The 21,302-nt window shown below is 71.6% G+C and carries 15 protein-coding genes; 7 read left to right on the top strand and 8 right to left on the bottom strand.

What is annotated here, in order from left to right:
* Positions 1-73: 73 nt before the first annotated feature.
* A complete protein-coding gene (locus AB0F98_RS12080; protein ID WP_076469953.1) occupies positions 74-562 on the top strand; it encodes a sigma-70 family RNA polymerase sigma factor in 489 nt (162 codons plus the stop codon).
* Between the two features lie 135 nt (positions 563-697).
* Positions 698-967: a zf-HC2 domain-containing protein gene (locus AB0F98_RS12075; protein WP_357732874.1), complete on the top strand. Its 270-nt coding sequence runs from the start codon at positions 698-700 to the stop codon at positions 965-967.
* 64 nt (positions 968-1,031) lie between these two features.
* On the opposite strand, the gene AB0F98_RS12070 is transcribed toward AB0F98_RS12075, so the two are convergent.
* The gene (locus tag AB0F98_RS12070; RefSeq protein ID WP_357732871.1) at positions 1,032-5,390 is read right to left on the bottom strand and encodes an ExeM/NucH family extracellular endonuclease; all 4,359 of its coding nucleotides are present in this window, start codon (positions 5,388-5,390) and stop codon (positions 1,032-1,034) included.
* A 225-nt stretch (positions 5,391-5,615) separates the two neighbouring features.
* Between AB0F98_RS12070 and AB0F98_RS12065 the strand changes: the two genes are divergently transcribed.
* Both AB0F98_RS12065 and AB0F98_RS12060 read left to right on the top strand, forming a co-directional pair.
* Entirely contained in the window at positions 5,616-6,359 is a 744-nt protein-coding gene (locus AB0F98_RS12065; RefSeq protein WP_357732868.1) for a glyoxalase, read from the top strand.
* Between the two features lie 334 nt (positions 6,360-6,693).
* Positions 6,694-10,560 carry a S8 family serine peptidase gene (locus AB0F98_RS12060; RefSeq protein ID WP_357732865.1) on the top strand — a complete coding sequence of 1,289 codons (3,867 nt, stop codon included), beginning with the start codon at positions 6,694-6,696 and terminating at the stop codon, positions 10,558-10,560.
* 92 nt (positions 10,561-10,652) lie between these two features.
* Here AB0F98_RS12060 and AB0F98_RS12055 read toward each other — a convergent pair whose 3' ends face one another.
* On the bottom strand, positions 10,653-11,618 hold the full coding sequence (locus tag AB0F98_RS12055) for a helix-turn-helix domain-containing protein (RefSeq protein ID WP_357732862.1): 966 nt from the start codon (positions 11,616-11,618) through the stop codon (positions 10,653-10,655).
* Positions 11,619-11,771: 153 nt separating this feature from the next.
* On the opposite strand from AB0F98_RS12055, the gene AB0F98_RS12050 reads away from it, so the two are divergent.
* Positions 11,772-12,455 carry a DUF305 domain-containing protein gene (locus AB0F98_RS12050; RefSeq protein ID WP_357732859.1) on the top strand — a complete coding sequence of 228 codons (684 nt, stop codon included), beginning with the start codon at positions 11,772-11,774 and terminating at the stop codon, positions 12,453-12,455.
* Between the two features lie 304 nt (positions 12,456-12,759).
* Here AB0F98_RS12050 and AB0F98_RS12045 read toward each other — a convergent pair whose 3' ends face one another.
* From AB0F98_RS12045 to AB0F98_RS12025, 5 genes are all read right to left on the bottom strand, one after another.
* Complete coding sequence (locus AB0F98_RS12045) at positions 12,760-14,775, bottom strand: hypothetical protein (RefSeq protein WP_357732856.1); 2,016 nt, start codon at positions 14,773-14,775, stop codon at positions 12,760-12,762.
* Positions 14,776-15,010: 235 nt separating this feature from the next.
* Positions 15,011-15,670 carry a spermidine synthase gene (locus AB0F98_RS12040; RefSeq protein WP_357732853.1) on the bottom strand — a complete coding sequence of 220 codons (660 nt, stop codon included), beginning with the start codon at positions 15,668-15,670 and terminating at the stop codon, positions 15,011-15,013.
* Between the two features lie 110 nt (positions 15,671-15,780).
* The gene (locus tag AB0F98_RS12035; protein WP_357732850.1) at positions 15,781-16,203 is read right to left on the bottom strand and encodes an acyl-CoA thioesterase; all 423 of its coding nucleotides are present in this window, start codon (positions 16,201-16,203) and stop codon (positions 15,781-15,783) included.
* A gap of 33 nt (positions 16,204-16,236) precedes the next feature.
* Positions 16,237-17,016 (bottom strand): hypothetical protein, encoded by a 780-nt coding sequence (locus AB0F98_RS12030; protein WP_357732847.1) that lies wholly within the window; start codon positions 17,014-17,016, stop codon positions 16,237-16,239.
* A complete protein-coding gene (locus tag AB0F98_RS12025) occupies positions 17,013-17,516 on the bottom strand; it encodes a SigE family RNA polymerase sigma factor (protein ID WP_357732844.1) in 504 nt (167 codons plus the stop codon). The genes AB0F98_RS12030 and AB0F98_RS12025 overlap by 4 nt, the downstream gene beginning before the upstream one ends.
* 143 nt (positions 17,517-17,659) lie before the next feature.
* On the opposite strand from AB0F98_RS12025, the gene AB0F98_RS12020 reads away from it, so the two are divergent.
* Positions 17,660-18,472 carry a DUF3152 domain-containing protein gene (locus AB0F98_RS12020; RefSeq protein WP_357732841.1) on the top strand — a complete coding sequence of 271 codons (813 nt, stop codon included), beginning with the start codon at positions 17,660-17,662 and terminating at the stop codon, positions 18,470-18,472.
* Positions 18,473-18,613: 141 nt separating this feature from the next.
* On the opposite strand, the gene AB0F98_RS12015 is transcribed toward AB0F98_RS12020, so the two are convergent.
* Complete coding sequence (locus AB0F98_RS12015; RefSeq protein ID WP_357732838.1) at positions 18,614-19,075, bottom strand: DUF5709 domain-containing protein; 462 nt, start codon at positions 19,073-19,075, stop codon at positions 18,614-18,616.
* A gap of 484 nt (positions 19,076-19,559) precedes the next feature.
* Here AB0F98_RS12015 and AB0F98_RS12010 point away from each other — a divergent pair, with 484 nt between their 5' ends.
* Positions 19,560-21,149 carry a DHA2 family efflux MFS transporter permease subunit gene (locus tag AB0F98_RS12010; RefSeq protein ID WP_357732835.1) on the top strand — a complete coding sequence of 530 codons (1,590 nt, stop codon included), beginning with the start codon at positions 19,560-19,562 and terminating at the stop codon, positions 21,147-21,149.
* The last annotated feature ends 153 nt before the right edge of the window (positions 21,150-21,302 follow it).

Raw genomic sequence — 21,302 nt, 5'->3', positions numbered from 1 at the left:
CGTCGGCGCGGCCCCTTCCGGCACCGGCGGCGGTGACGGAGGGCCGGACGACGAGGCACGGGCGCAGGCCCGGATGCGCGAGGTGCACGCCGAGCACGCCGAGCCGCTCTACCGCTTCCTGTTGCGGTTGAGCTGGGGCGAGCGGCAGCTCGCGGAGGATCTGCTCCAGGAGACGATGTTGCAGGCGTGGCGGCACCTCGACCGCCTGCCCGACAGCAGCGAGTCGGTCCGTCGGTGGCTGTTCATCGTCGCGCGGCGGATCGCCATCGACGCGGCGCGCGCGCGTCAGGCCCGGCCCACCGAGGTGGGTCTGAACGACCTCACCCGGCTCCCCGCGAGCGGCGACGTGACCGAGGACGTGGTGGTCGTGCAGACGGTGCGCCGCGCGCTGCCGAAGCTGACGCCCGCGCACCGGGCCGTGCTGATCGAGCTCTACTACCGCGGCCGATCGACGGACGAGGCGGCGGCCCGCCTCGGCATCCCGGAGGGCACGGTGAAGTCGCGCGCGCACTACGCATTGCGGGCATTGCGGGCCGCGATCGGCCGTACCGATGGCGATTGACGATTCGTGGCGAGGTGAGGATGTGCGGGTGCTGACCCGGACGGGCGCTCACGTCATACAGTGGTCGCGAGTTCGAGAATCGCCCTGGCCTGCGCCAAGACGGTAGTCAGGTCACCGAGAAGAGCTGGCGCGCTGATGACCGACGACGGTGACGGCACCCGCTGCACGTGTGACGGCTGCGGACCGTACCTTCTTGGTGCGCTCCGCCCGGACGCGGTGGTGGCCTTCGAGGCGCACCTGCTGGAATGCGGTCGCTGCCGACGCGAGTGCGAGCGCCTCGGCCCAACCGTCAGCGCCGTCGCCGGCCTCGGTCCGGACGAGGCGGTGGAGTTGCCGGACGCCGCCGAGGAGGAAGCGCCGGAAGTGACCGCTTCGCGCAGGCCCCCACCGGCTCGGCTCGGCTGACATCCTCCGACAGTGGGTCCCCCGTCCGCGGCCGGGAGGCCGCGGACGGGGGATCAGCGTCCGGTCAGAGCCGGGCGCACTGGCCCGTCGCCGGGCCCTTCACCGTGTTGGGCCGGCTCTCGTTGACCGGCACCGGGTTGTTTCCGGAGCAGCTCAGCGGCCCGCCGACGGTGTTCGCCGCGACCACCACCGGCTCGCTGCCCGTGTTGCCGGTCACCGTCACCGGCCCACCGACCGCGACCGAGTCGACCCGTACGCCACCGGTGTTACCGGTGAGCGAGAGCGGACCGTTCACCTTGCCGTCGCCGATCTTCAGCCCGCCGGTCGCGCCGGACACCGTCACCGGGCCGGCCACGGTCGCGCCGGAGAGTTCGAACAGCACCGGACGGGTGGCGGCGATCGGACCGTTGACGGTGCCGCCGGTGACCATCAGTGAGGCACCCGGGTGGACCGTGACCGGCCCCGCGATGGTGGCGTTCTCCAGGCAGGTCAGGCCGGCGCTGACGACCAGCGGCTTGGCGTACCGGCCGGTGATCGTCGTGGTGCACTGCGGCCCGGCCTGACCGATCGTCGACCGGGGCTCGGTGTCCGCGGTGACCGGCGAGTTCGCCGCGAAGTAGTCCACCAGCATGGTGAGATCGTTGTTGCCGGTGGTCGCCGGGTCGGTGCCCGCGCCGAGGGTGGTGAAGTTGTCCCCACCGGCGGCGAGGAACGAGTTCACCGTGACACGGTAGGTGCCCGACGGGTCGATGGCCGTTCCGTTCAGCTTGATCGACGTGATCCGCGAGCCCTTGGGCGCCTCGGGGTTGTAGGTGTAGTTGAACCCCTTCGAGACGCCCAGCCACAACACCGGACGCGAAGCGCCCTCGGGCTGCCACTGCTCCTCCAGCACCTGCTTGACCTGGGCACCGGTGTAGCTCTTGGTCACCACGTCGTTGGCGAACGGCTGGACGGCGAACGCGTCGGCGTACGTCACCGTGCCGTCGGTGCCGTACAGCAGGTCGGCCCGGAGTCCACCCGGGTTCATGAAGGCGATCTGCGCGCCGCCCCGACCGGCGTCCTTCGTGCCGGCGACCTGGACGTCGGCGATGAAGTTGCCGAGCGCCGACTCCTTGCCCCGGTCCTCGTTGCCGTCGGTGTAGGCCCGCTTGACGTCCGCGGTGATCGACCCCAACTGCTCCTTGCCCAGCTCGGCGGCCTTCTCCTTGGCGGCCGCCACGATGCCGGCCACCGTCGGGTCCTGCGGTGCGCCGACCACGTCCACCAGCGCCGCGTCGGCGGTGGTGACCCGACCGGCCTCCGGGTCGTACGTCAGCGTCACCTTGCCCAGCCGCTTGCCGTAGTCCTCGGCCTGCAGCACCGGGCGCAGCCGGTCGGTGCCGGGAACGGGGAGCTCGAAGGCGTACGGCTGGTGGGTGTGTCCGCTGATGATCGCGTCGACGGTGCCGTCGACCCGGGTGAACGGGCCGAAGACCGGGTCCGCGGCGAGCGCCTCGGCGGAGTCGATGTGCTCCGTCGCAGCGCCCTCGTGCGCGAGCAGCACCACCACGTCGGCTTCGCCGTTGTCCGGGTTGCCGTCCTTGAGCTGGCCGGCGACCAGGTTGGCCTCGGCGACCGGGTCGCGGAAGGTGAGCCCGGCGATCCCGTCCGGGCTGACCAGCGAAGCGGTCTGCTCCGTCACCACACCGACGAAGCCGACCCGGACCCCGCCGACCGTGCTGACGGAGTACGCCGGCAGCTCCCGGACGTCGCCGCGGTACACGTTGGCGCCCAGGTAGGGGAAGTCGGCGCGGTCGGACACCCGGCCGGTGAGGTCGGCGACGCCCTTGTCGAACTCGTGGTTACCCACCGCGGACGCGGCGAGGTCCATCTGGTTCAGCGCGTCGATCGTCGGGGTGTCCCCGTCGATCGCCGAGATGAAGGTGGAGGCGCCGATGTTGTCGCCCGCGGACACGAACGCGGTGTTCGGGTTCTGCGCACGCAGCTGACCGACCAGGCCGGCGAGCTGGGCGGCGCCGCCGACCGGCTGGCCGTCCACGGTGGCCGGGGACTCCAGCCGGCCGTGGAAGTCGTTGACGGTCAGCAGCTGCAGGTCCACCGGCTTCGCGCCGGTGCTGATGCCCACCACGAGCGGGTTGTGGTCGCTGGCCCGGTACGGGCTCGGCTCGTAGAAGGCGGGCAGCCCGTCGTACTGGAACGCGAACGACTCGACCGCGTTGATCTGCCACACGTCGACCCCGGTGACCCGGGCCGCCAGGGAGGGCGAGGCGAGGGCGTGGTCCAGGGAACCGGACTCGCCGCCGAAGACGTAGGTGGCCTTGCCCGTGTCGTTCAGGTCACGGTACTGCGCGTCGTAGAGGACCTGCATGGGGTCCTCCTGGGTGTACGCGTTGAAGTCGCCCAGCAGCAGGACGTCGGAGGTGCCACTGTCGGCCTTCACCTGGTCGACGAAGGTGGCCAGCGCGCGCGCCTGCCGGACCCGGTCGCCGTTCCAGGACCCCTGACCGTCACCGGTGTCGGCGTTGTCGCCGGTGCCGGTGCCGCTCTTGGACTTGAGGTGGTTGGCGACCACGATGAACGAGACCTTGCCCGCGGTGAACGCCTGCGCGATCGGCTCCCGGGCGTTCGACCAGACGGTCTCGTCGTTGACCGAGCGCGCCGGACCCTTCGGCTGCACCTTCGCCGGCTTGAAGATGATCGCCGTGGTGATGAAGTCCTGCTGCGCCGGTGCGGGCAGCTCGGCCGGGCTGCGGACGTAGTCCCAGGTGCCGGCGCCGTCCTTGGCGTTCAGCGCGGCGACCAGGCGCTTCAGGGCCTGCTGCGGGTCGTCCGGGTTGAAACGGACCGAGTTCTCGATCTCCTCGAGAGCGACCACGTCGGCGCCCAGGGCGCTGATCGCGGAGACGATCTTCGCCTCCTGGCGGCCCAGCGCCGCCTCGTCGGCCGCGCCCCGGGCGTCGCCGCCGAAGTGGACGAAGTAGTTCAGCACGTTGAAGCTGGCCACCCGGACGTCACCGCCGACGTTCACCGGTGCCGCGGCCCGGGGGTTGGTGGCCTTGAAGGTCGTCCGGGCGGGAGCGACGGTGTCCGCGTCGACCGGCAGGGTCGGCTGCAACCGCCACTCGTCGAACCCGTACGACAACACCGAGGGCCCGAACGCCTCCACCGAGTCGCCGACCCGCAGGGGGTTCTCCTTCGACAGGTACGGGGGCAGCAGACCACCGGTGGACAGGTTGGTGGTCCGGCCGTCGTCGAGCAGGATCCGGCCACGCTCGTTCGCGGTCGCCACCTGGCGCGCCTCGTCCGAGCCGGGGCGGGCCACGTCGGTCACGTTCGCGGCCGGGCGGTCACCGGCGGCGAGCACGACCTCGCCGTACCGGTTGGTGTTGTAGACCTCCGAGACGGTGTACGAGCCCACCGGCGCCACCAGCATCGACTCGACCGACTCGCGGGCGTCGTCGTCCAGCGGCAGGCCGACCGGCACCGGCGCGGGCAGCGGCGCGTCGTGCGCGCACACCTGCACGTCGGCCTTGGCGGCGATGGTGACCTGGGTGAGGCCGTTGTACTCGCTCGGGGTGCCGCTCACGCGTACCCGGTCGCCGATCGCCACCGACGGGTGGTTGGCGGTGTTCGTCGTCAGGTAGACGAAGACGCCGTCCGACGCGGTGCCGGCCGAGACCGGGCGGTCCCCGCCGGTCCCGGCGCTCTGCACGTAGACCCCGTTGTAACCGCCGGTGCGGTGGTCGGCGGTGACCACACCCTCGACGGTGACCCGGGTGCCCGCCAGCGGCGTGGCGCCGCCGGTGCCCTGGACCTCGGCGATGGTGTGGTCGACGGCGACGGTGCACCCCAGCGGCGGCTCGGGGTCGCCGTCGCCACCACCGGCGCTGTTCAGGCTGCCGAAACTGTTCGGCGCGGCGTCCCGCCACGTTCCGTCGATCTTCTGCAGCGAGTGACCGGCCGGGGTGCTCGAGGTCTCCGCGACGCCGATGTCGACACCGGTCAGCCCGTTCGCCGGGCCGCCGACCGCCGTCATGGTGCCCTCGTACGTGAGGAACTCGGCAACGGTGCCGTCCGGGGCGACGAGCGCCACGCCGTCCGGCGATCCGTTCTGGATCCCGTCGGTCGGGTACGACGCGACGACCACGCCGGCGGCCGGCACCGTACCGCTCAGGGTGCGGGTCTGGTACGCCGCGTTGTTGGCGCCGTTGTAGAGGACGATCTGCCAGCCGGTCAGGTCGTAGCCGACCGGCGCCTGGATCTCGATCGCCTCGCCGGTGTCGGTGCCGGCGTTGTCGTAGTGGATCTCACTGACGAACGGTGCCGCGGCCGTCGGGGCGGCGAGGGCGGCCGTGCTGCTCGCCAGGATCAGTGCGCTGGTGGCGAGCAGCACGCTCGCCGCACCAAGCGGTCGTCTGGTCACGTGCCTGTACATCAAACTCTGGCCTCCGTTGGGAGTAGACCGTCGGAGGATATGGGTAGCAGGTGTCCGCGTGGGAGCCGCCGGATGTACGAGACTGCCTGGCCACCCGTGGTGAGCTGCGGTCGGTAGGCGGCCGCCGGCAGCCGATCGTGGTCGATCCCACAGCATACGGTGGGTCAGTGGCACAATTGCCGGACCGCCGAGCCACCAGCCGGGAGGTCCAGGTTGACCGAGGAACTCGTCTGCCCGACCGAGAGCGTCGTCCCGTTGCTGCCCTGCGTGTCGGCCGAGGAGACCCTGGCGTTCTGGCGGTCGCTCGGCTTCGCGGTGACCTGGCAGCAGACCCGGCCATACCTGTATCTGGCCTTCCGGTGGAGCGGATTCGAGCTGCACTACGGCGGTGCGGCGACCGGCGTGGATCCGGCCGCCGAGCAGACCGGAGGGTGCCTGGTGATGGTCGACGCCGTCGCCCCGTACCACGCGGCGTTCACCGAGGCGATGCGTGGCGCGTACGGCAAGGTGCTCGCCAAGGGCCGGCCGCGGATCACCCGGTACCGGCCGGGCGCGTCGCGGTTCAGCGTCGTCGACCCCTCCGGCAACACCATCATCTTCATCCGGCGTGACGAGCCGCAGGAGTTGGAGTACGGCGGGTCCAAGCGCCTGGTGGGATTGGCCCGTGTCCTCGACAACGCGCGGATCCTGCGCGAGTTCAAGTCGGACGACCGTGCGGCGTTCCGGGCACTCAACTCCGGGCTGCGCCGGCACGGCGACACGGCGCCGGCTGTCGAGCAGGCGCTGGCGCTCGCCGCGTTGATCGAGCTCTCGACCGCTCTCGACGAGCACGAGCGCGTGCCGGACTGGGGTGTGCGACTCCAGGCGATCCGGCTGACCGCGTCCGAGCGGGACCAGGTGCGCGAAGCGGTTGCCGATCCGGCCGTCCTGGCGCCGTGGCTGCCGGACGCCGGCTGACCGCCGCGTCGCCGCGAGGCGTCAGCAGCTGCCGCCGGCCCGGAGGTTGTCGGGCGGCTCGGATCCGGGGCAGCTCGACAGTGTCCGGAGCGGGTCACACCGGCCGGGCGTAGCGGAGCCGTTCCTGACCCGACAAGTCACCGACTGTTGCCGCTCCCGCTCACCGCGCGTACCGAGGTGACGCGCTGGTGTCGCCGTGGCCAACCGGGGATGGCGGAGTTCCGCCATGTCCGGGCTCCGCCAGTGATCATGCCCGCCACCGGGCCGCCCGCCGCCCCAGAATCTGCGACGGCGCTGCCGGCGTTTCCCGGCGGACGCCCGGAGGAGGGAATTCATGCGCAGATCCAGATACGGGGCGCGCCACGCGACAGCCACGGTCGCGGCAACGTTGGCGGCGTTGCTCGCGCTGCCGACCGGTGCCATCGCGGCGACGCCCACACCGACGGCAACGAGCGGCACGGTGGAGCCGCTGCGTAAGGTGGAGCCCACCGTGCTCGCCGCGGCCCGCGGCGGCACCAGCACCACCTTCATGGTCGACCTGGCCGACGAGGCCCAGCTGGACGCGGCGGAACTCGACCGCGTCGAGCGCGCCGCCGGTGGCCGGGCCGGACGGGTGGCCCGTACCACGCGGGTCTACCAGACCAAGGTCGCGCACGCGGAGCAGACGCAGCGCGGCCTGCGCGATCTGCTCCGGGAGCGGCACGCCGACTTCACCCCGTTCTGGATCGCGAACGTCATCGAGGTGACCGGCGACCTGGACCTGCTCACCGAGCTGGCCGGCCGCTCGGACGTCGCGCGGATCACCACCGTCGGCGTGACGACGCTGGAGGAGCCGGTCCGCACCGCAGGCGCGGACGCCGACACGCCGCTGCTGTGGAACCTGACCGCGGTCGGCGCCGACAAGGTGTGGCGCGAGTACGGCACCCGTGGCGAGGGCGTCGTCGTCGGCAGCGTCGACTCCGGCGTGCAGTACGACCACCCGTCGCTGGTGCGCCAGTACCGCGGCAACAACGACGACGGCACCTTCACCCACGACTACAACTGGTACGACCCCACCGGGTTCTGCATGTCCGAGGAGCCCTGCGACAACGCCGGGCACGGCACGCACACCGTCGGCTCGATGGTCGGTGACGACGGCGCCGGGCACATCACCGGGGTCGCCCCGGGTGCGACCTGGATCGCGGCGAAGGGCTGCGAGTACACCTACTGCACCGACGCGTCACTGCTGGCCGCCGGACAGTGGATGCTCGCGCCGACCGACCGCAACGGCGAGAACCCGCGTCCGGAGCTGTCGCCGGACATCGTGAACAACTCGTGGGGCGGCGTCGGCGGTGACCCGCACATGTACGACGCGATCGTCGACTCCTGGGTGGCGGCCGGCATCTTCCCGGTCTTCGCGGTCGGCAACGAGGCGGAGCAGGCGCCGGAGCCGTGCGGCTCGGCGGGGCACCCCGCCACCAACCCGCAGACGTACGCGGTCGGCGCGACCGGCCCGGACGGTGTGATCACCGAGTTCTCCAGCCGCGGCCCCGGCCGGGACGGAGCGGTGCGGCCGGACATCACCGCCCCCGGTGAGCAGATCCTCTCCACCCTTCCCGGCGGCGACTACGGATACATGGACGGCACCTCGATGGCGGCCCCGCACGTCGCGGGCGCGGTCGCGCTGGCCTGGTCGGCCGTGCCGAACCTGCGCCGGGACGTGGTGACCACCCGCGAGCTGCTGGACCGCACCGCGCACGACGTCGACGACCAGCAGTGCGGTGGCACGCCGGCCGACAACAACGTCTACGGCGAGGGCCGGCTCGACGCGTACGACCTGGTGACCCAGGCCTCGACGGCCCAGCTCGGCGGCGTCGTGGTGCACGCGAACCGGGACGGCAACCCGCTGGCGGGGTCGCGGATCACCCTGACGTCCAACCTGGTCACCCGGACCGCCCGCACCGATGCCCACGGCACGGTCCAGCTGGGCCGGGTCCCGGCTGGGGAGTACACGCTGACCGCGACCTACTTCGGGCAGCGGACCCAGCGGCGGACCATCACCGTGTCGCAGAGCGGCACCGTGAACCTGACCCTGGACCTCTCCGAGGCCGCCCCGTGGCAGCCGGTCAGCGGCCGGGTCACCGACCCGAACGGCAAGCCGGTCGCCGGCGCCCGGTTGACGCTCGCCGACGAGTCGTTCCCCGGCTTCGTCACCGACGCCGAGGGCCACTACGACGGGAAGCTGCCCGAGGCCGAATACGACCTGCTGGTCGACTTCGGACGGTGGCTGGCTCCGAAGACGGTCGCGCTGACGGTGGACGGGCCGAAGACGGTGGACGTGGCGCTCACCGCCAAGACCGACCGGTACGGCTACGCCGCCGGGGTCACCGCCGGCAAGTGGGAGGACGGCGGCAAGGTGCTCGCCCTCACCGGTGACACCGCGAGCAAGGGCCTCGACCTGCCGTTCCCGATGACCTTCTACGGCACCACGTACGACCGGGTCACCGTGCACACCGACGGTTACCTGACCTTCGGCGCGGACGCCGCCACCTCCGTCGGCGCCAACGGTCCGCTGCCCGCCCCGCAGGTGTCGGCGCCGGCCGTCTACGCGTTCTGGGACGACCTGGTGCTGGACCACGCCTCGACCGTGCGGACGAAGGCGATCGGGTCGGGGATGAACCGACGGCTCCTGGTGAGCTGGACCCGGGCGGCCCTGAAGAGCGACCCGAAGCAGCGGGTCGACGTCCAGGTGCTGCTGGGCGAGCGGGGCACCGTCATCATCCGGTACCGCAAGCTCGGCACCGGTTCGGCGGCGGCCGGTGGCTCGGCGACGGTCGGCATCGAGGACGCCAGCGGCACTGTGGCGTTGACGTACTCGCGGGACGAGGCGGTGCTCGACGACGAAACCTCGATCACGTTCGAGGTGCCCGGCCGGGGTCTGCTGCGCGGCACGGTACGTGACGCCAACGACCGCCAGCCCCTGGCGGGCGCGACCGTACACGTCGAGTCGCCGAACGCGCGGCAACCGATCACCGCGACCACCGACGCGGACGGCTTCTACCAGCTGGAGGCGCCGGCCGGGCCGGTCACCGTGGCCGCGTTGCAGCCCGGCTACGACCTGCCGCCGGCCACCGTCACCGTGGCCGAGACCAGGGTGGTCAAGCACGACGTCGCGTTGCGTACGCCGCTGCTGCTGGCCAACAAGAACAAGGTTTCGGTGAGCGCGCGGGCCGGACAGACCCGGACCGCCACGGTGACCCTCACCAACAAGGGTGACCTGCCGGCCAGCTGGCTGGCCCGCGAGATCGACTCGCCGAACCCGCCGGCCGGCGTACCCGGCAAGGTGATGAGTTCCTTCGCGGTGAAGGACTTCTACTACGCGTTCGGCGTCGGCTACCGCAACGGTGAGCTGATCGTGTCGAACTCGTACCAGTTCGGAGAGCTGCAGCGCTTCGCCGCCGACGGCACGTCGCTCGGCAAGGGCGTGCTCGACATCGGTGGCTGGCCCTCGGACATGGCGTACGTGCCGGGGCGTGACCTCATGTGTGCGCCGAAGATGTCGTTCATCGGGGAGCTGCCGATCGTCTGCTTCGACCCGGACACCCTGGAGGTCAAGGAGACGATCACGGGACCGTGGGCCGGCAAGCTCTACTACGGGCTGGCCTACCGCGCCTCGGACGACACCTTCTACCTCAGCGGCGACGGGGTCATCCGGCACCTCGCCGGGCTGTCCCACCCGCAGCCGGGCTCGGTGCTGGGGGAGTGCACCCCGCCCGTGCCGTGGATGACGGGGCTCGCCCTCAACGAGGAGCACAACGTGCTGTGGGGCATCAACCAGGACGCCAAGGAGTCGATCTGGGCCATGGAACCGGACACCTGCCGCGCGCTGGCCTCGGTGCCCGACCCGGACCCGAACCCGATCAGCGGTGCCGGGCTCGACATCGACGAGCAGGGCAACCTCTGGACGGTGGCCTACCGGAACCAGCCGTACAGCAGCAAGGTCTACCACGTGGACGGGTCGCTGCCGGCGTACAGCGACGTGCCGTGGTTGTCGGCCGGGACCTCCGGTGAGGTGGCGCCGGGGCAAAAGGGCGCGCTGACCGTCACGGTCGACGCCACCGGCCTGACCCCGGGGACGTACGTCGCCACGGTGCTGGTGACCAACAACGGCGCCAAGGGCGCGTCCACCCCGGTCACCGTCTCGGTGACGGTCACCAAGTGATCAATGGGTCCCGCTGGCCGGGTCGCCGGTCAGCGGGACCCGTCGCGGTCCGTTCCGCCCGCGTGCCGGCGGAACGGACCGGGGACGCGGTGTCAGAGCCACCGGTTGCGCGCGACGAACCAGCCGAGCTGCATCCGGGTGGCGCTGCCGGTCACGTCCATGAGCTGCCGCAGCCGCCGCTGCACGGTACGCAGCGAGATGCCCAGCTGCGAGGCGACCGCCTTGTCCGGTAGCCCGGTCATCAGCAGCGACAGGATCTGCCGGTCGGTCGGTGTCGGCACGGTCCAGCGGTCGGCGTCGTCGAGCACGGTCGTGGCCGGAGCGAGGCGCAGCGGCGTGGCCCGCTCCCAGACCTCGGTGAAGAGCGCCACGAGCACCTCGACCCAGGTGGCGCCGCGCACCACCAGCGCCCAGGGCTCGACCATGTCGGCCTGGGAAGGGAAGGAGAGCAGCCCCATCCGGCGGTCGGCCACGGCGAGCTTCGCCGGTACGTCGGTCGCGACGCGGGCCTGCTCGCCGGCGGCGATGAACCGGCCGATGTGGGTCGAGGCGCCCGGTCGTTCCAGGCCGCGCCGGTCGTAGACCACTCGGAAGCGTACGCCCCGACCCAGCAGTTCCAGCTCCGCCGGATTCTCCGAGATGTCGGCCGCGTACGGGGGGCGTTCGAAACCGAGCACCTCCTCCTCGGCGCCGCGCAGGAACTGCTCGAACGTCTGCAGGATCGCCGCCACACCCACGACCATCTGGACGCCCGGATCCGCGGGCTCCGGCGCGCGCTGCTGCCGCAGCCACTCCCGCAGGTCGATCCGTGCCTCCTGAAGCTCACGGATGCGCTGGGTCAGCAGGGAATCGATCGCCAGGTCGGGTGGCGCCGCGCCGGCCCGGTCGCCGACCACGCGGACGAGGCCGTGGCGGGTGAGCGAATCGAGCGCCGCGTCCACCTCGTCGGGGCCGGTGGCCAGGCGCTCCACCAGCTCCGTCGCGGTACTCGGGCGGCCGCCGACCAGCGCCAGGTAGATCTTCTCTTCCAGTTCGGTCAGACCGAATGCGCTCAGCACTGTCCACCACACCCAGCTCGGGCGGCCCCACCGGTGGCGTGGTCCGCTGCGTTGATCTTGGAGCGTTCCGGACAGGAGCGTCAAGTGTCGCCGAGCGGACCATCCATCCGGCCTCTCGTCTGACGGGCCGAATTCCGCTACGGTGATCGAATCGTGTTCTCGTCTCGTCGACGCATCGTCATCGCCGCCGTGGCCGCCGCCGTAGTCCTCGGCGCGTCGGTCTTCGCCGTCGTCCAGCTCACCGAAGACGAGCCGGAGGGGCCGGTCGCCGCACCCCGGATCGTCCAGCCCGGCGCGCCCGGTCAGAGCGGCCGCGTCCTTTCGCCGGCCGAGCAGTCCCAGCTGCCCGCGCCGCCGAAGCACACCGCGGCCGACACGCAGTTCATGCAGCGGATGATCGCGCACCACGTGCAGGCGCTGGACATGACCGCGCTCGTCGCGGACCGCTCCGTCAGCAAGGACGTGTCGCTGATCGCCAAGCGGATCGAGACGTCGCAGCGCGACGAGATCGCGCAGATGCAGCAGTGGCTGACCGACCGTGGCGAGCAGCTCCCGGGGCCACACGAGCACCATGCCGAGCACGACGTGGTCATGCCCGGCATGCTCACCCCGGAGCAGTTGGCGCAGTTGGTCAAGGCCCGAGGTGAGCAGTTCGACCGGCTCTTCCTCGATTTCATGATTCAGCACCACGAGGGCGCGCTCACCATGGTGCAGCAGCTCTACGCGGCCGGCGGCGGGCTCGAACCGGCGAGTGACCGGTTCGCCCGGGAGGTCAACGCCGATCAGGGCATCGAGATCCGCAGCCTGCGCGAACTGCAGGCCCGGCTCGCCGGCTGACACCGGCCCACCGTCCGGCCGCAGCACCTTCCGCCGCACGCGCACCGCGTCCGCTGACCGCTCGGTCGTCAGGTTGGACACCGAACTGCGACGACCGCGCGGCAGGTGTCCGGGTCCATGACCCGGATCGGCTCCTTGGCGTCCTGGTTGATGCCCGGCACCCGCCCCGACGGTCCCCCCACCACCGCTTCGCCGGCGCCCTCGTCGGCACCCCGGCGAAGGATTCCGCCCCCCTCCGGAACGGCGGAGGCCGCGTCCTGCCTCGGCAGGACGCGGCCTCCTCATCGAACCGCTGCGGGGTACGTCAGTCGAGGCTGGCGCACTGACCGCTGGTCGGCCCCGACACCCGGTTGGCGGCGTCGAGGTTGATCGGCGCCGGCGCGTTGCCCGTGCACGCGAGCGGGCCGCTCACCGTGCTGTCGGCGATGATCGGCTCGACGGAGCCGGTACGGTTGCCCGTCAGCACCGCCGGACCGTGGATCTCGCTCTTCACGATCGCGGTGCTGCCGCGCGTACCGGTGATGCTGACCGGGCCACGGACCGTGCTCTCGTAGAGGTGCACGGCGGCCGCGTTCGACGCCGACACCGGCCCCGAGATCGACGAGTCGAACGCGAGCAGCGAGGCGCCCGGACGTACGGTGACCGGCCCGTTGACGGTCGCGCCGGACAGGCAGGTGACACCCGAGACCGTCAGCGGCCCGTTGTGCCGCTTGTCGATCGTCGTGGTGCACGTCCTGGCCAGCTGGTCGAAGCGGGCGCGGGCCACGGCGAAGCTCGGTGCCCAGTCGACCTTCGTCTGGCTCTGGGCGTTGAACTGCGGCATCTGCACCTCGCGGGCCGCGGCGATCTCCGCCGCGGTCAGGTGCTCACTGGGACGCAGCCCGAGTACGTCGAAGCCGCGGGCGATCTCGCTGCCGTAGATCTCACCGTTGTACCAGTACGCCGACCAGAAGCCACCCAGCACGCTGGTGGTGGGGCTGATCGGGCCGCGGTCGAAGTAGGCGATCTCCCGCGGGTGCGCCGAGTCGGTGAAGTCCATCAGGGAGATACCACCCTGGTACCACGCCTGAACGAGGATGTCCCGACCCGGTACGGGGATCAGCGAGCCGTTGTGCGCGACGCAGTTCTCCTGGAGCGTCTGCGGCACGGGCAGCTTGTAGTAGCTGGCGAACTTCAGCTTCCGGTCCACGATGTCGAAGATGGCGTTCGCGCCCCACTGCGGCTGGTCGGTGTCCCGGCAGCGGGGGCCGGTGCCACCGCCCCACTCGTCGGTGAACACGACCTTCTTGCCGTCGTTGCTGATCGTCGCCGAGTGCCAGTACGCGAAGTTCGGGTCGGACACCTCGTCGATCCGCACCGGGTTCGCCGGGTCGGAGATGTCGATCAGGATGCCGTTGCCCTCGCACGCGCCTGCGGCGAGCCCGAGCGCCGGGTACGCCGTGATGTCGTGGCAGGCGTCGGTGACCGGCGACGGGCCCCACGCGCTGCCCGACGGGTGGCTGGTGGTGGGCGGGGTGTTCTGCAGGCCGTCGACCGCGCCGGTCTGCGGGTCGGCGAACAGGCGCGGGTTGTTGACGACGGCGGCCTGCTCCGGAGCCGCGACCGGCACCTTGATGACGTCGATGCGCCAGCGTGCGGGGTCCTCGCCGGAGGCGGGCGTGTTGTTGCAGCCGGCCATCGTGCTGGCCGGTCGGACACCCGCCGTGCCGGAGACGTACACGTAGACGTTTGAGCTGTCGTCCGGGTCGGTCACCAGCGTGTGCGTGTGCGAGCCACGGCAGGTCTGCACGGCGGCGACCTGTACCGGGTTGGCCACGTCACTGACGTCGAAGACGCGTACGCCCTGGAAACGGGTGCCCGCAGAGGCGTCCGTGCCGCAGTCCAGCCGGCCGCGGGTCTCCTCGACCGACATGAAGAGCAGGTTGCCGTACACCGACAGGTCGCCCTGCCCGCCCGGACACACCACGCTGCTGACCAGCGTCGGGTTGGCCGGCTGCGAGATGTCGTAGACGTTGAAGCCGTTGTAGTTGCCCTGGAAGGCGTGGCTTCCGCCGAAGGCGAGATCCGACGCGACGTAGCCGAAGTCGCCCGGGTTGGCCGGGTTCACGAAGCCCGCCGGCTTGTCGCGGTGGGCCAGCAGATCGAGGTCGCTGATCGCGCTCTGCGCGTCCAGCCAGCCCGCGCCGAGCCCGATCCGCGGGTCCGGTTCGGACTCCTGGCCCGACGCGGTGCCGGGCAGCAGGGCCACGAGGAGAGCGGCGGTGGCCGCGGCGCCGATCAAGCGGCGTCTCCTGCCTGTGTTGCGATGGGTCTGGGTCATGCGTCTCCTCCAGCCGCGGTGTCCCCTCCTGGTTGCGACGCGCATCGACACGCGTGTACACCACGGTAAGTAAGGACCGTACCGCCTACCGGTCAGTTTGGATCATGTAAATATTTGCGGAGGACGCGAAACTGCCGCATTTCCCGACATCGGGATCAAGGTCCTGCCCGGCCGGTCTCCGCTCCCGAGTCGACGGTCCAGATCATGTGGTACCGCGCCGCAGCCGACCCGAAGGTCACCGGTTGTGGCGTCGAGCCAGGTAGACCACGTCCGGCTCGCCGCGCGGCACCTCGACACGATGCGTGGTGACCGGCCCGATCACCGCCGCCAGGCGGGCGGCGTACGCCGGTGACGCGGAGGCGCTCCAGGCGGCCAGCACACCACCGTCGGTGAGCCGTTGGCGCAGCAGCGCGAGCCCACGATCGTCGTACAGCGCGGCGTTGTGCTCGAAGACCGTCCAGTCCGGACCGTTGTCGACGTCCAGGCAGATGGCGTCGAAGACCTCGTCGGTCGTGCCCAGCCAGCGCACGACGTCGTCGTTGACGACCCGGACGCGGGTGTCGTCGAGAGCGTGCGCGCTGAACGGAGCCAGCATGTCCCGGTGCCAGTCGATGAGCGCCGGCTCGATCTCGACGACCACGATCTCGCCCGGCACCTGCGACGCCGCGGCCTCGGCCAGGGAGAAGCCCACCCCGAGACCGCCGATCAGGATCCGGGCACCCGCCGGCACGAGCTTCAACGACTCTCGTACCAGCAGCCGTTCCGAACTGCCGGCGCGGGTGTCCATCAGGAACACCCCGTTGCTGATGATCTCCAGGTGCTCGGCACTCCGCCGCAGGACGAGCTCGCCGCGGTCGGTCACGACCCGGTCGATTACCGTAACCGCCTCACTCACCCGGCCAATCTATGCCGCGGGGCGTGGCGTGCCCACGGATTTCCGGCGGGCGTCGGTGCAGCCGGCCGTCAGGTGATGCCGTGCGGAACCGGGGCGGGCCGGACGGAGGCTCAGAGACCGAGCGGCGCCGGATCGGTGGCGAGCTCGCGGAACCGCACCCGGGGGTCGGGCACCAGCCGGCGCGCCGACAGGTCGAGCAGTCCGCCCACCCCGGTCAGCGTCGCGACCCGGGTGCCGTCGGGCCGGGTGTAGTCCTGGTCGATGCGGAACGTCTTGCCCTCGCCCCAGCGGAACGCGCAGGACACGTCGACCTCGTCGCCGCCGCGCAGCTCGCTGAGGTAGCGCAGGGTGACCTCCAGCGCGACCGGACCCACGCCGGAGGCGAGCAGCCGGTCCTGCGAGATACCGGCGGCGCGGAGGCACTCCCACCGGGCGTGCTCGCCGTACTGGAGGTAGACGGCCTGGTTCAGGTGACCCTGGGTGTCGAGCTCGTAGCCGCGGACGGTGACGCGCACCCGGAAAGGATCTTCCATGACTCCGAGCCTACCGGTGGGAAGGTCGTCGACTCAGAGCCGGTTGCCGCGCTTGTCGGTGGCGACGATGCCGTCCAGCCGTACCCCCGGGGCGAGCACCGTGGGATCGAACCAGAAGACCACCACGCGTGGATCCTCGCTCCAGCGAGCCAGCGTGGCGGGCACCTGACGGCCGTCGACGGTGCCGATGATCCGCACGGCCGGTCCGACGAAGTACCCGAAGGTGGGCACCGGCGGGTGGACCGGGCGGTCGCCCTGCTGGTCGTAGCCGATCTCGTGGAAGCCCGCGTGGCGGTCACGGCCCGCCACGTCGTTGATCAGGACGTCGGGCGTCAGCTCGCCGGCGGCGTCGCGACGACCGGCCACCAGGCCGATCGTCACCTGCGGCACCTTCGGGACGTCGACCCCGACGACGTAGAACACCCGCTCCTCGGCGCCGTACCGGATGCCACTGGAGAGCACCATGCCGACCGGCTTCGGGCGCGACTGCCCGGAGCCGGTGGTGGCGGCCGGTGTGGCGGTTGGCGCGGCAGCCGTCGTGGGCCCGGCGGTGGGCGCGGTCGTCGGGGGTGCGGTGGGGCGGGCACCCGCGATCGGGTCCGCAGGTCGCTTCGGCTCCGGACCCGCCGACGCCAGCGCGACCGGTACGGCCACCGCGACCGCCAGCACGAGCGCGGCCGCCCCGGTGCGCGCGACCCGTCGCCGCCTGCGCAGGCGCCGACCCTCGTGTACGACGGCAGCCAGGTCGAGCAGGTCGTGGTCCGCCCGCTCGGTCGCCAGCATGGCCTCACGGAGCCGCTCCGCCTCGTTCATCGGCAGCTCCCGTGGACCTGCGGCGTCCCGGCGTCGACGCTGCGCAGCTTCTCGAGAGCACGGGAGCTGGTGCTCTTCACCGTTCCGATCGAGACGCCGAGTTCGTGGGCCACCTGGGCCTCCGGAAGGTCGAAGTAGTAGCGCAGGACGACGATGGCGCGCTCGCGCGGACTGAGCGTGCCGAGGATGGTGAACAGCCAGCGCCGGGTGGCCACCGAGTCGGCGACGTCCTCGTCACGTTGCTCGGGAAGCTCCTCGGTCGGGTATTCCCGAATCGGTCGCCGCCAGCGGTCGACGAGGTGGTTGACGAGCACCGACCGGGCGTACCGGTAGGCGTCGTCGCCGCGGATGCGCGACCACGAGGCGTACGTGCGGGCCAGCGCGGTCTGCGCCGCGTCCTCGGCCTCATGGCGGTCGCCGGTCATCAGGAAGGCCGCGTGTACCAACCGGCGGGAGGCGGCCCGGGCGAACTCGACGAACTCCGCGTCATCTCGTGCCATGTCCGCCCGCTTCGCACTCCACGACGTTCAGGACGGGCGGGAGGCGCGAAAGGTTGAGTCCGCGCCTGATCAACTTTCCGCCCGGTTGACGCGTCCTAACTGCCGTGCGCCACCAGCGAACGGTGCGCGGCGAGGGGAGACGCATGTCCGGGAAGAGTACGCGCCGGGGCTTGCTGCCGGTGGTGGCGGTGTGCGGGTTGCTGGCGTCCGGGTGCGCTCAGCCCGCGGTGGGCGGCGAGTCGGCGGCGGACCGCCAGTCGCCGGCCGGGCCGGCCGTCGGGTTCGTCGACCCCGCCGGGCCGGTGACCTCGCCGTCGGCTCCCGCACGGCCACGGCCCGTCCCGATCAGCTACCCGGCCGAGGGCAGCAACCGGTGGCAGACCGCGGCCGCCGAGTCCCCGGCCCGCCGGGGCGAGGGTGAGATCATGCGCTACCGCGTGGCGGTGGAGCGGGACATCCGGGGCATCGAGACGTCGGCCTTCGCCGCGGAGGTCACCGGAATCCTGACCGATCCGCAGGGCTGGACCGGCGGCGGGACGTTGACCCTGCGCCGGGTCGGGCCGGGCCAGGCCGCCGACTTCACCATCTACCTGGCCACCCCGGGCACCCGCGACGAGCTCTGCGGCGATGTGCCGGACGGCTACACGTCGTGCCGCAACGGCGCCAAGGTGGTGCTGAACGTGGCGCGCTGGGTGAAGGGCGTGCCGCGGTACGGCGCATCCCTGGCCACCTACCGCGAGTACATGGTCAACCACGAGGTGGGGCACCGGCTCGGCCACGGGCACGAGCGCTGCCCGGGCCGCGGCGAACCGGCGCCCGTCATGCAGCAGCAGACGCTCGGCCTGCACGGCTGCACCGCCAACGCCAAGCCGTACCTCGACGGCGAGCCCCACCGGGGACGTTCCGGGACGTACGACGATCCCATTCCGCCACGCGAGCGCGGCCGGGCGGGCTGAGGGGCGACGGCCGGAGGGGCCGCCGCCGTCACCAGGTATGTGTGACGCCGGCCGGGTGCGGTGCAACGGCACCCGGGTCAGCGATCCGTACCCGGCGGCCCGGGACGGCAGTGTTCGCCGGCGCGGTGCGGCGGAAGGGCCTCAGCGCAGTGGGCCGTCGCCCGGGCCGTTCGGGTCGTCCACCAGGTGGATGGCGGCCTCCTCCGCGCTGGCCGCGCCGGCGTCGATCCCGGCGTCCCAGGCCACCGAGTCGGGCTCCTCGTCATCGCGGAAGCCCTCGTCGTATTCGACGAGGCGGCCCGCCCGCGGGTCCTGCTCGTAGCCCCGCCGGATCAGTTCGTCCTCGTCGTCGACCTGCTCCGCGTACGGGTCGATGTCCGGCTCCTCCTCCGCGAGCAGCTGCTCGAGTGACTCGCCCGCCCGCTCCTCGGCGGGAGTCGTGCCGTACCGGTTCGCGCCGTACCAGTGATCCGGAGCGGCGATGCCGGTGTCGAGCGGATCGGTGATCCGATCGCTGTCGAGGGTGTCGGAGGCGTCCAGGACCCCGTCGTCCTCGGCGACGTTCCACTCCTCGGCGCGGTCGGTGTTGTCGGTCAGGCTCATGGTCGTCTCCCCTCGTCACCCCTGCGGCGACCAAGCAAGCCTAGGGCGCGCTCTCGCCGATCGTGAGGAGGGGACACGTTCAGCGGTGGTGACCAGGCGGCGGTGAGCCGGCCGGCGGGAGGTCGCACCGCAGCAGAGCCGGCCGGTTCCGCCTCCGTGCCCTGTCGCCGCAGCCGAGGCCCCGTTCGTCGGGCGGCCATGGTTGCTCATCGTGTGGGTGAAGTCACGATCGGATTGACGTCACACCCCGGGCGGAGGCCGAGTTGACCACGTCGAGAACCCGGACGAACACCGCCGTATCGCGACGGAAGGTCACCGGTACCGGCCGAGGCGGTCGGGCTAAAACGGGGGCGGCCTGTCGGGGGCGGCCGCTACTCTGCGTGCGAGCATTCGCCCTCCGCGAGCCGTGCTTCGTCCCACACCACGGCGCGGCGCCACCCCCACCGCTCACCGCCCGTCAGCACCACCGACTTCAGGAGATTCTGTGACCCAGCAAGTTGCCGCGGCGCCGGCGAAACTGGACGCCGCGGTCCTCAAGGTGGCGGGTGTCGTCGTCCTCGGCGCGATCATGTCGATCCTCGACGTGACCGTGGTCAGTGTCGCGCTGCCCACGTTCCAGAACGACTTCGACGCCTCGTACGCCCGAGTCGCGTGGACGATGACCGGCTACACGCTCGCCCTGGCCACGGTGATCCCGCTCGCCGGCTGGGCCGCCGACCGGTTCGGCACCAAGCGTCTCTACATGACCGCGCTGGCGCTGTTCACGATCGGCTCGGCGCTCTGCGCCACCGCCGACTCGATCGGGCAACTGATCGCCTACCGGGTCCTCCAGGGCCTCGGCGGCGGCATGCTGATGCCGCTCGGCATGACGATCATGACCCGGGCGGCCGGCCCGAACCGGATCGGCCGGCTGATGGCCGTGCTCGGCATCCCGATGCTGCTCGGCCCGATCGCCGGGCCGATCCTCGGCGGCTGGCTGATCGACGCGGCCGGCTGGCACTGGATCTTCCTGATCAACCTGCCGATCGGTGTCGTCGCGCTCATCTACGCGCAGGTCGCGCTCCCGAAGGACGCGCCGGAGCCGTCGGAGTCCTTCGACTTCCTCGGCATGCTGATGCTCTCCCCGGGCCTCGCGCTATTCCTCTACGGCATCTCCTCGCTGCCCGAGGCCGGCACGTTCGGCGACCCGGAGGTGTGGGGGCCGATGCTGGTCGGGGCCGCGCTGCTGGTGGCCTTCGTCCTGTACTCGTTCCGGCCCCGGCACCCGCTGCTCGACCTGCGGCTGTTCGCCAACCGCAACCTGACGGTGGCGGCGGTGACGCTCTTCGTCTTCATCATCGCCTTCATGGGGGCGGGCCTGCTCTTCCCGAGCTACTTCCTCCAGGTTCGCGGCGAGTCGACCCTCGCCGCCGGCCTGCTGATGGCGCCGCAGGGGATCGGCGCGATGATCACGATGCCGATCGCCGGCACGCTGGCCGACCGGGTGCCCGTGGGGCGTACGGTGCCCTTCGCGCTGGCGCTCATCGTGCTCGGGTTCTTCTCGTTCACCCAGGTCGACCCGAACACGTCCTACCTGCTGCTCTGCGGCTCGTTGTTCGTCATGGGCCTGGGCATGGGCGGCACCATGATGCCGATCATGACGTCGGCGCTGCGGACGTTGAGCGCCCATGACGTGGCGCGCGGCTCGACGCTGGTCAACATCCTCCAGCAGATCGGTGGCTCGGTCGGCGCCGCGGTCATGTCGGTGATCCTCACCAATCAGCTGAACGGCTCGAACGTGATCCCCGGTGTGACCGACCCGGAGAGCGGCAAGCCGGTCACCGAGGCGGGGCTGGCCATCGCCAGCCAGCAGCAGCCACAGCTGCTCGAACAGTTCCCGGTCCCGCAGGAGCTCATCGACCGGGGGCTCGGCTTCGCCGCCCACTCGTTCGGCGGCACGTTCTGGGTCGCGTTCGCGCTCGTGGTGCTCACGTTCATCCCGGCCGCGTTCCTGTCCCGCCGCAGGATCGAGCGGCCGGACCTGCTCGACGGTGGGCAGGGCGACCAGACCCGCACGCCCGTCGGCATCCACTGACGCCCACCGGGGCCGTCGGGAGAACGTCCCGGCGGCCCCGACGCCCGCCCGGTCAGGTCGACCCGCCGGTCCGCTCGGGCCGGGACGGTCCGCCCGGGACCCGCCCGGTCCGCTCCGCCCGCGGCGAGACGCGGGTCCGGTCAGCGGACCGGG

The sequence above is a fragment of the Micromonospora sp. NPDC023737 genome, assembly GCF_040639715.1.
GTDB lineage: Bacteria > Actinomycetota > Actinomycetes > Mycobacteriales > Micromonosporaceae > Micromonospora.
The sequence above is the reverse complement of the archived record's forward strand: the minus strand, read 5'-3'. Positions and strand labels throughout refer to the sequence as shown.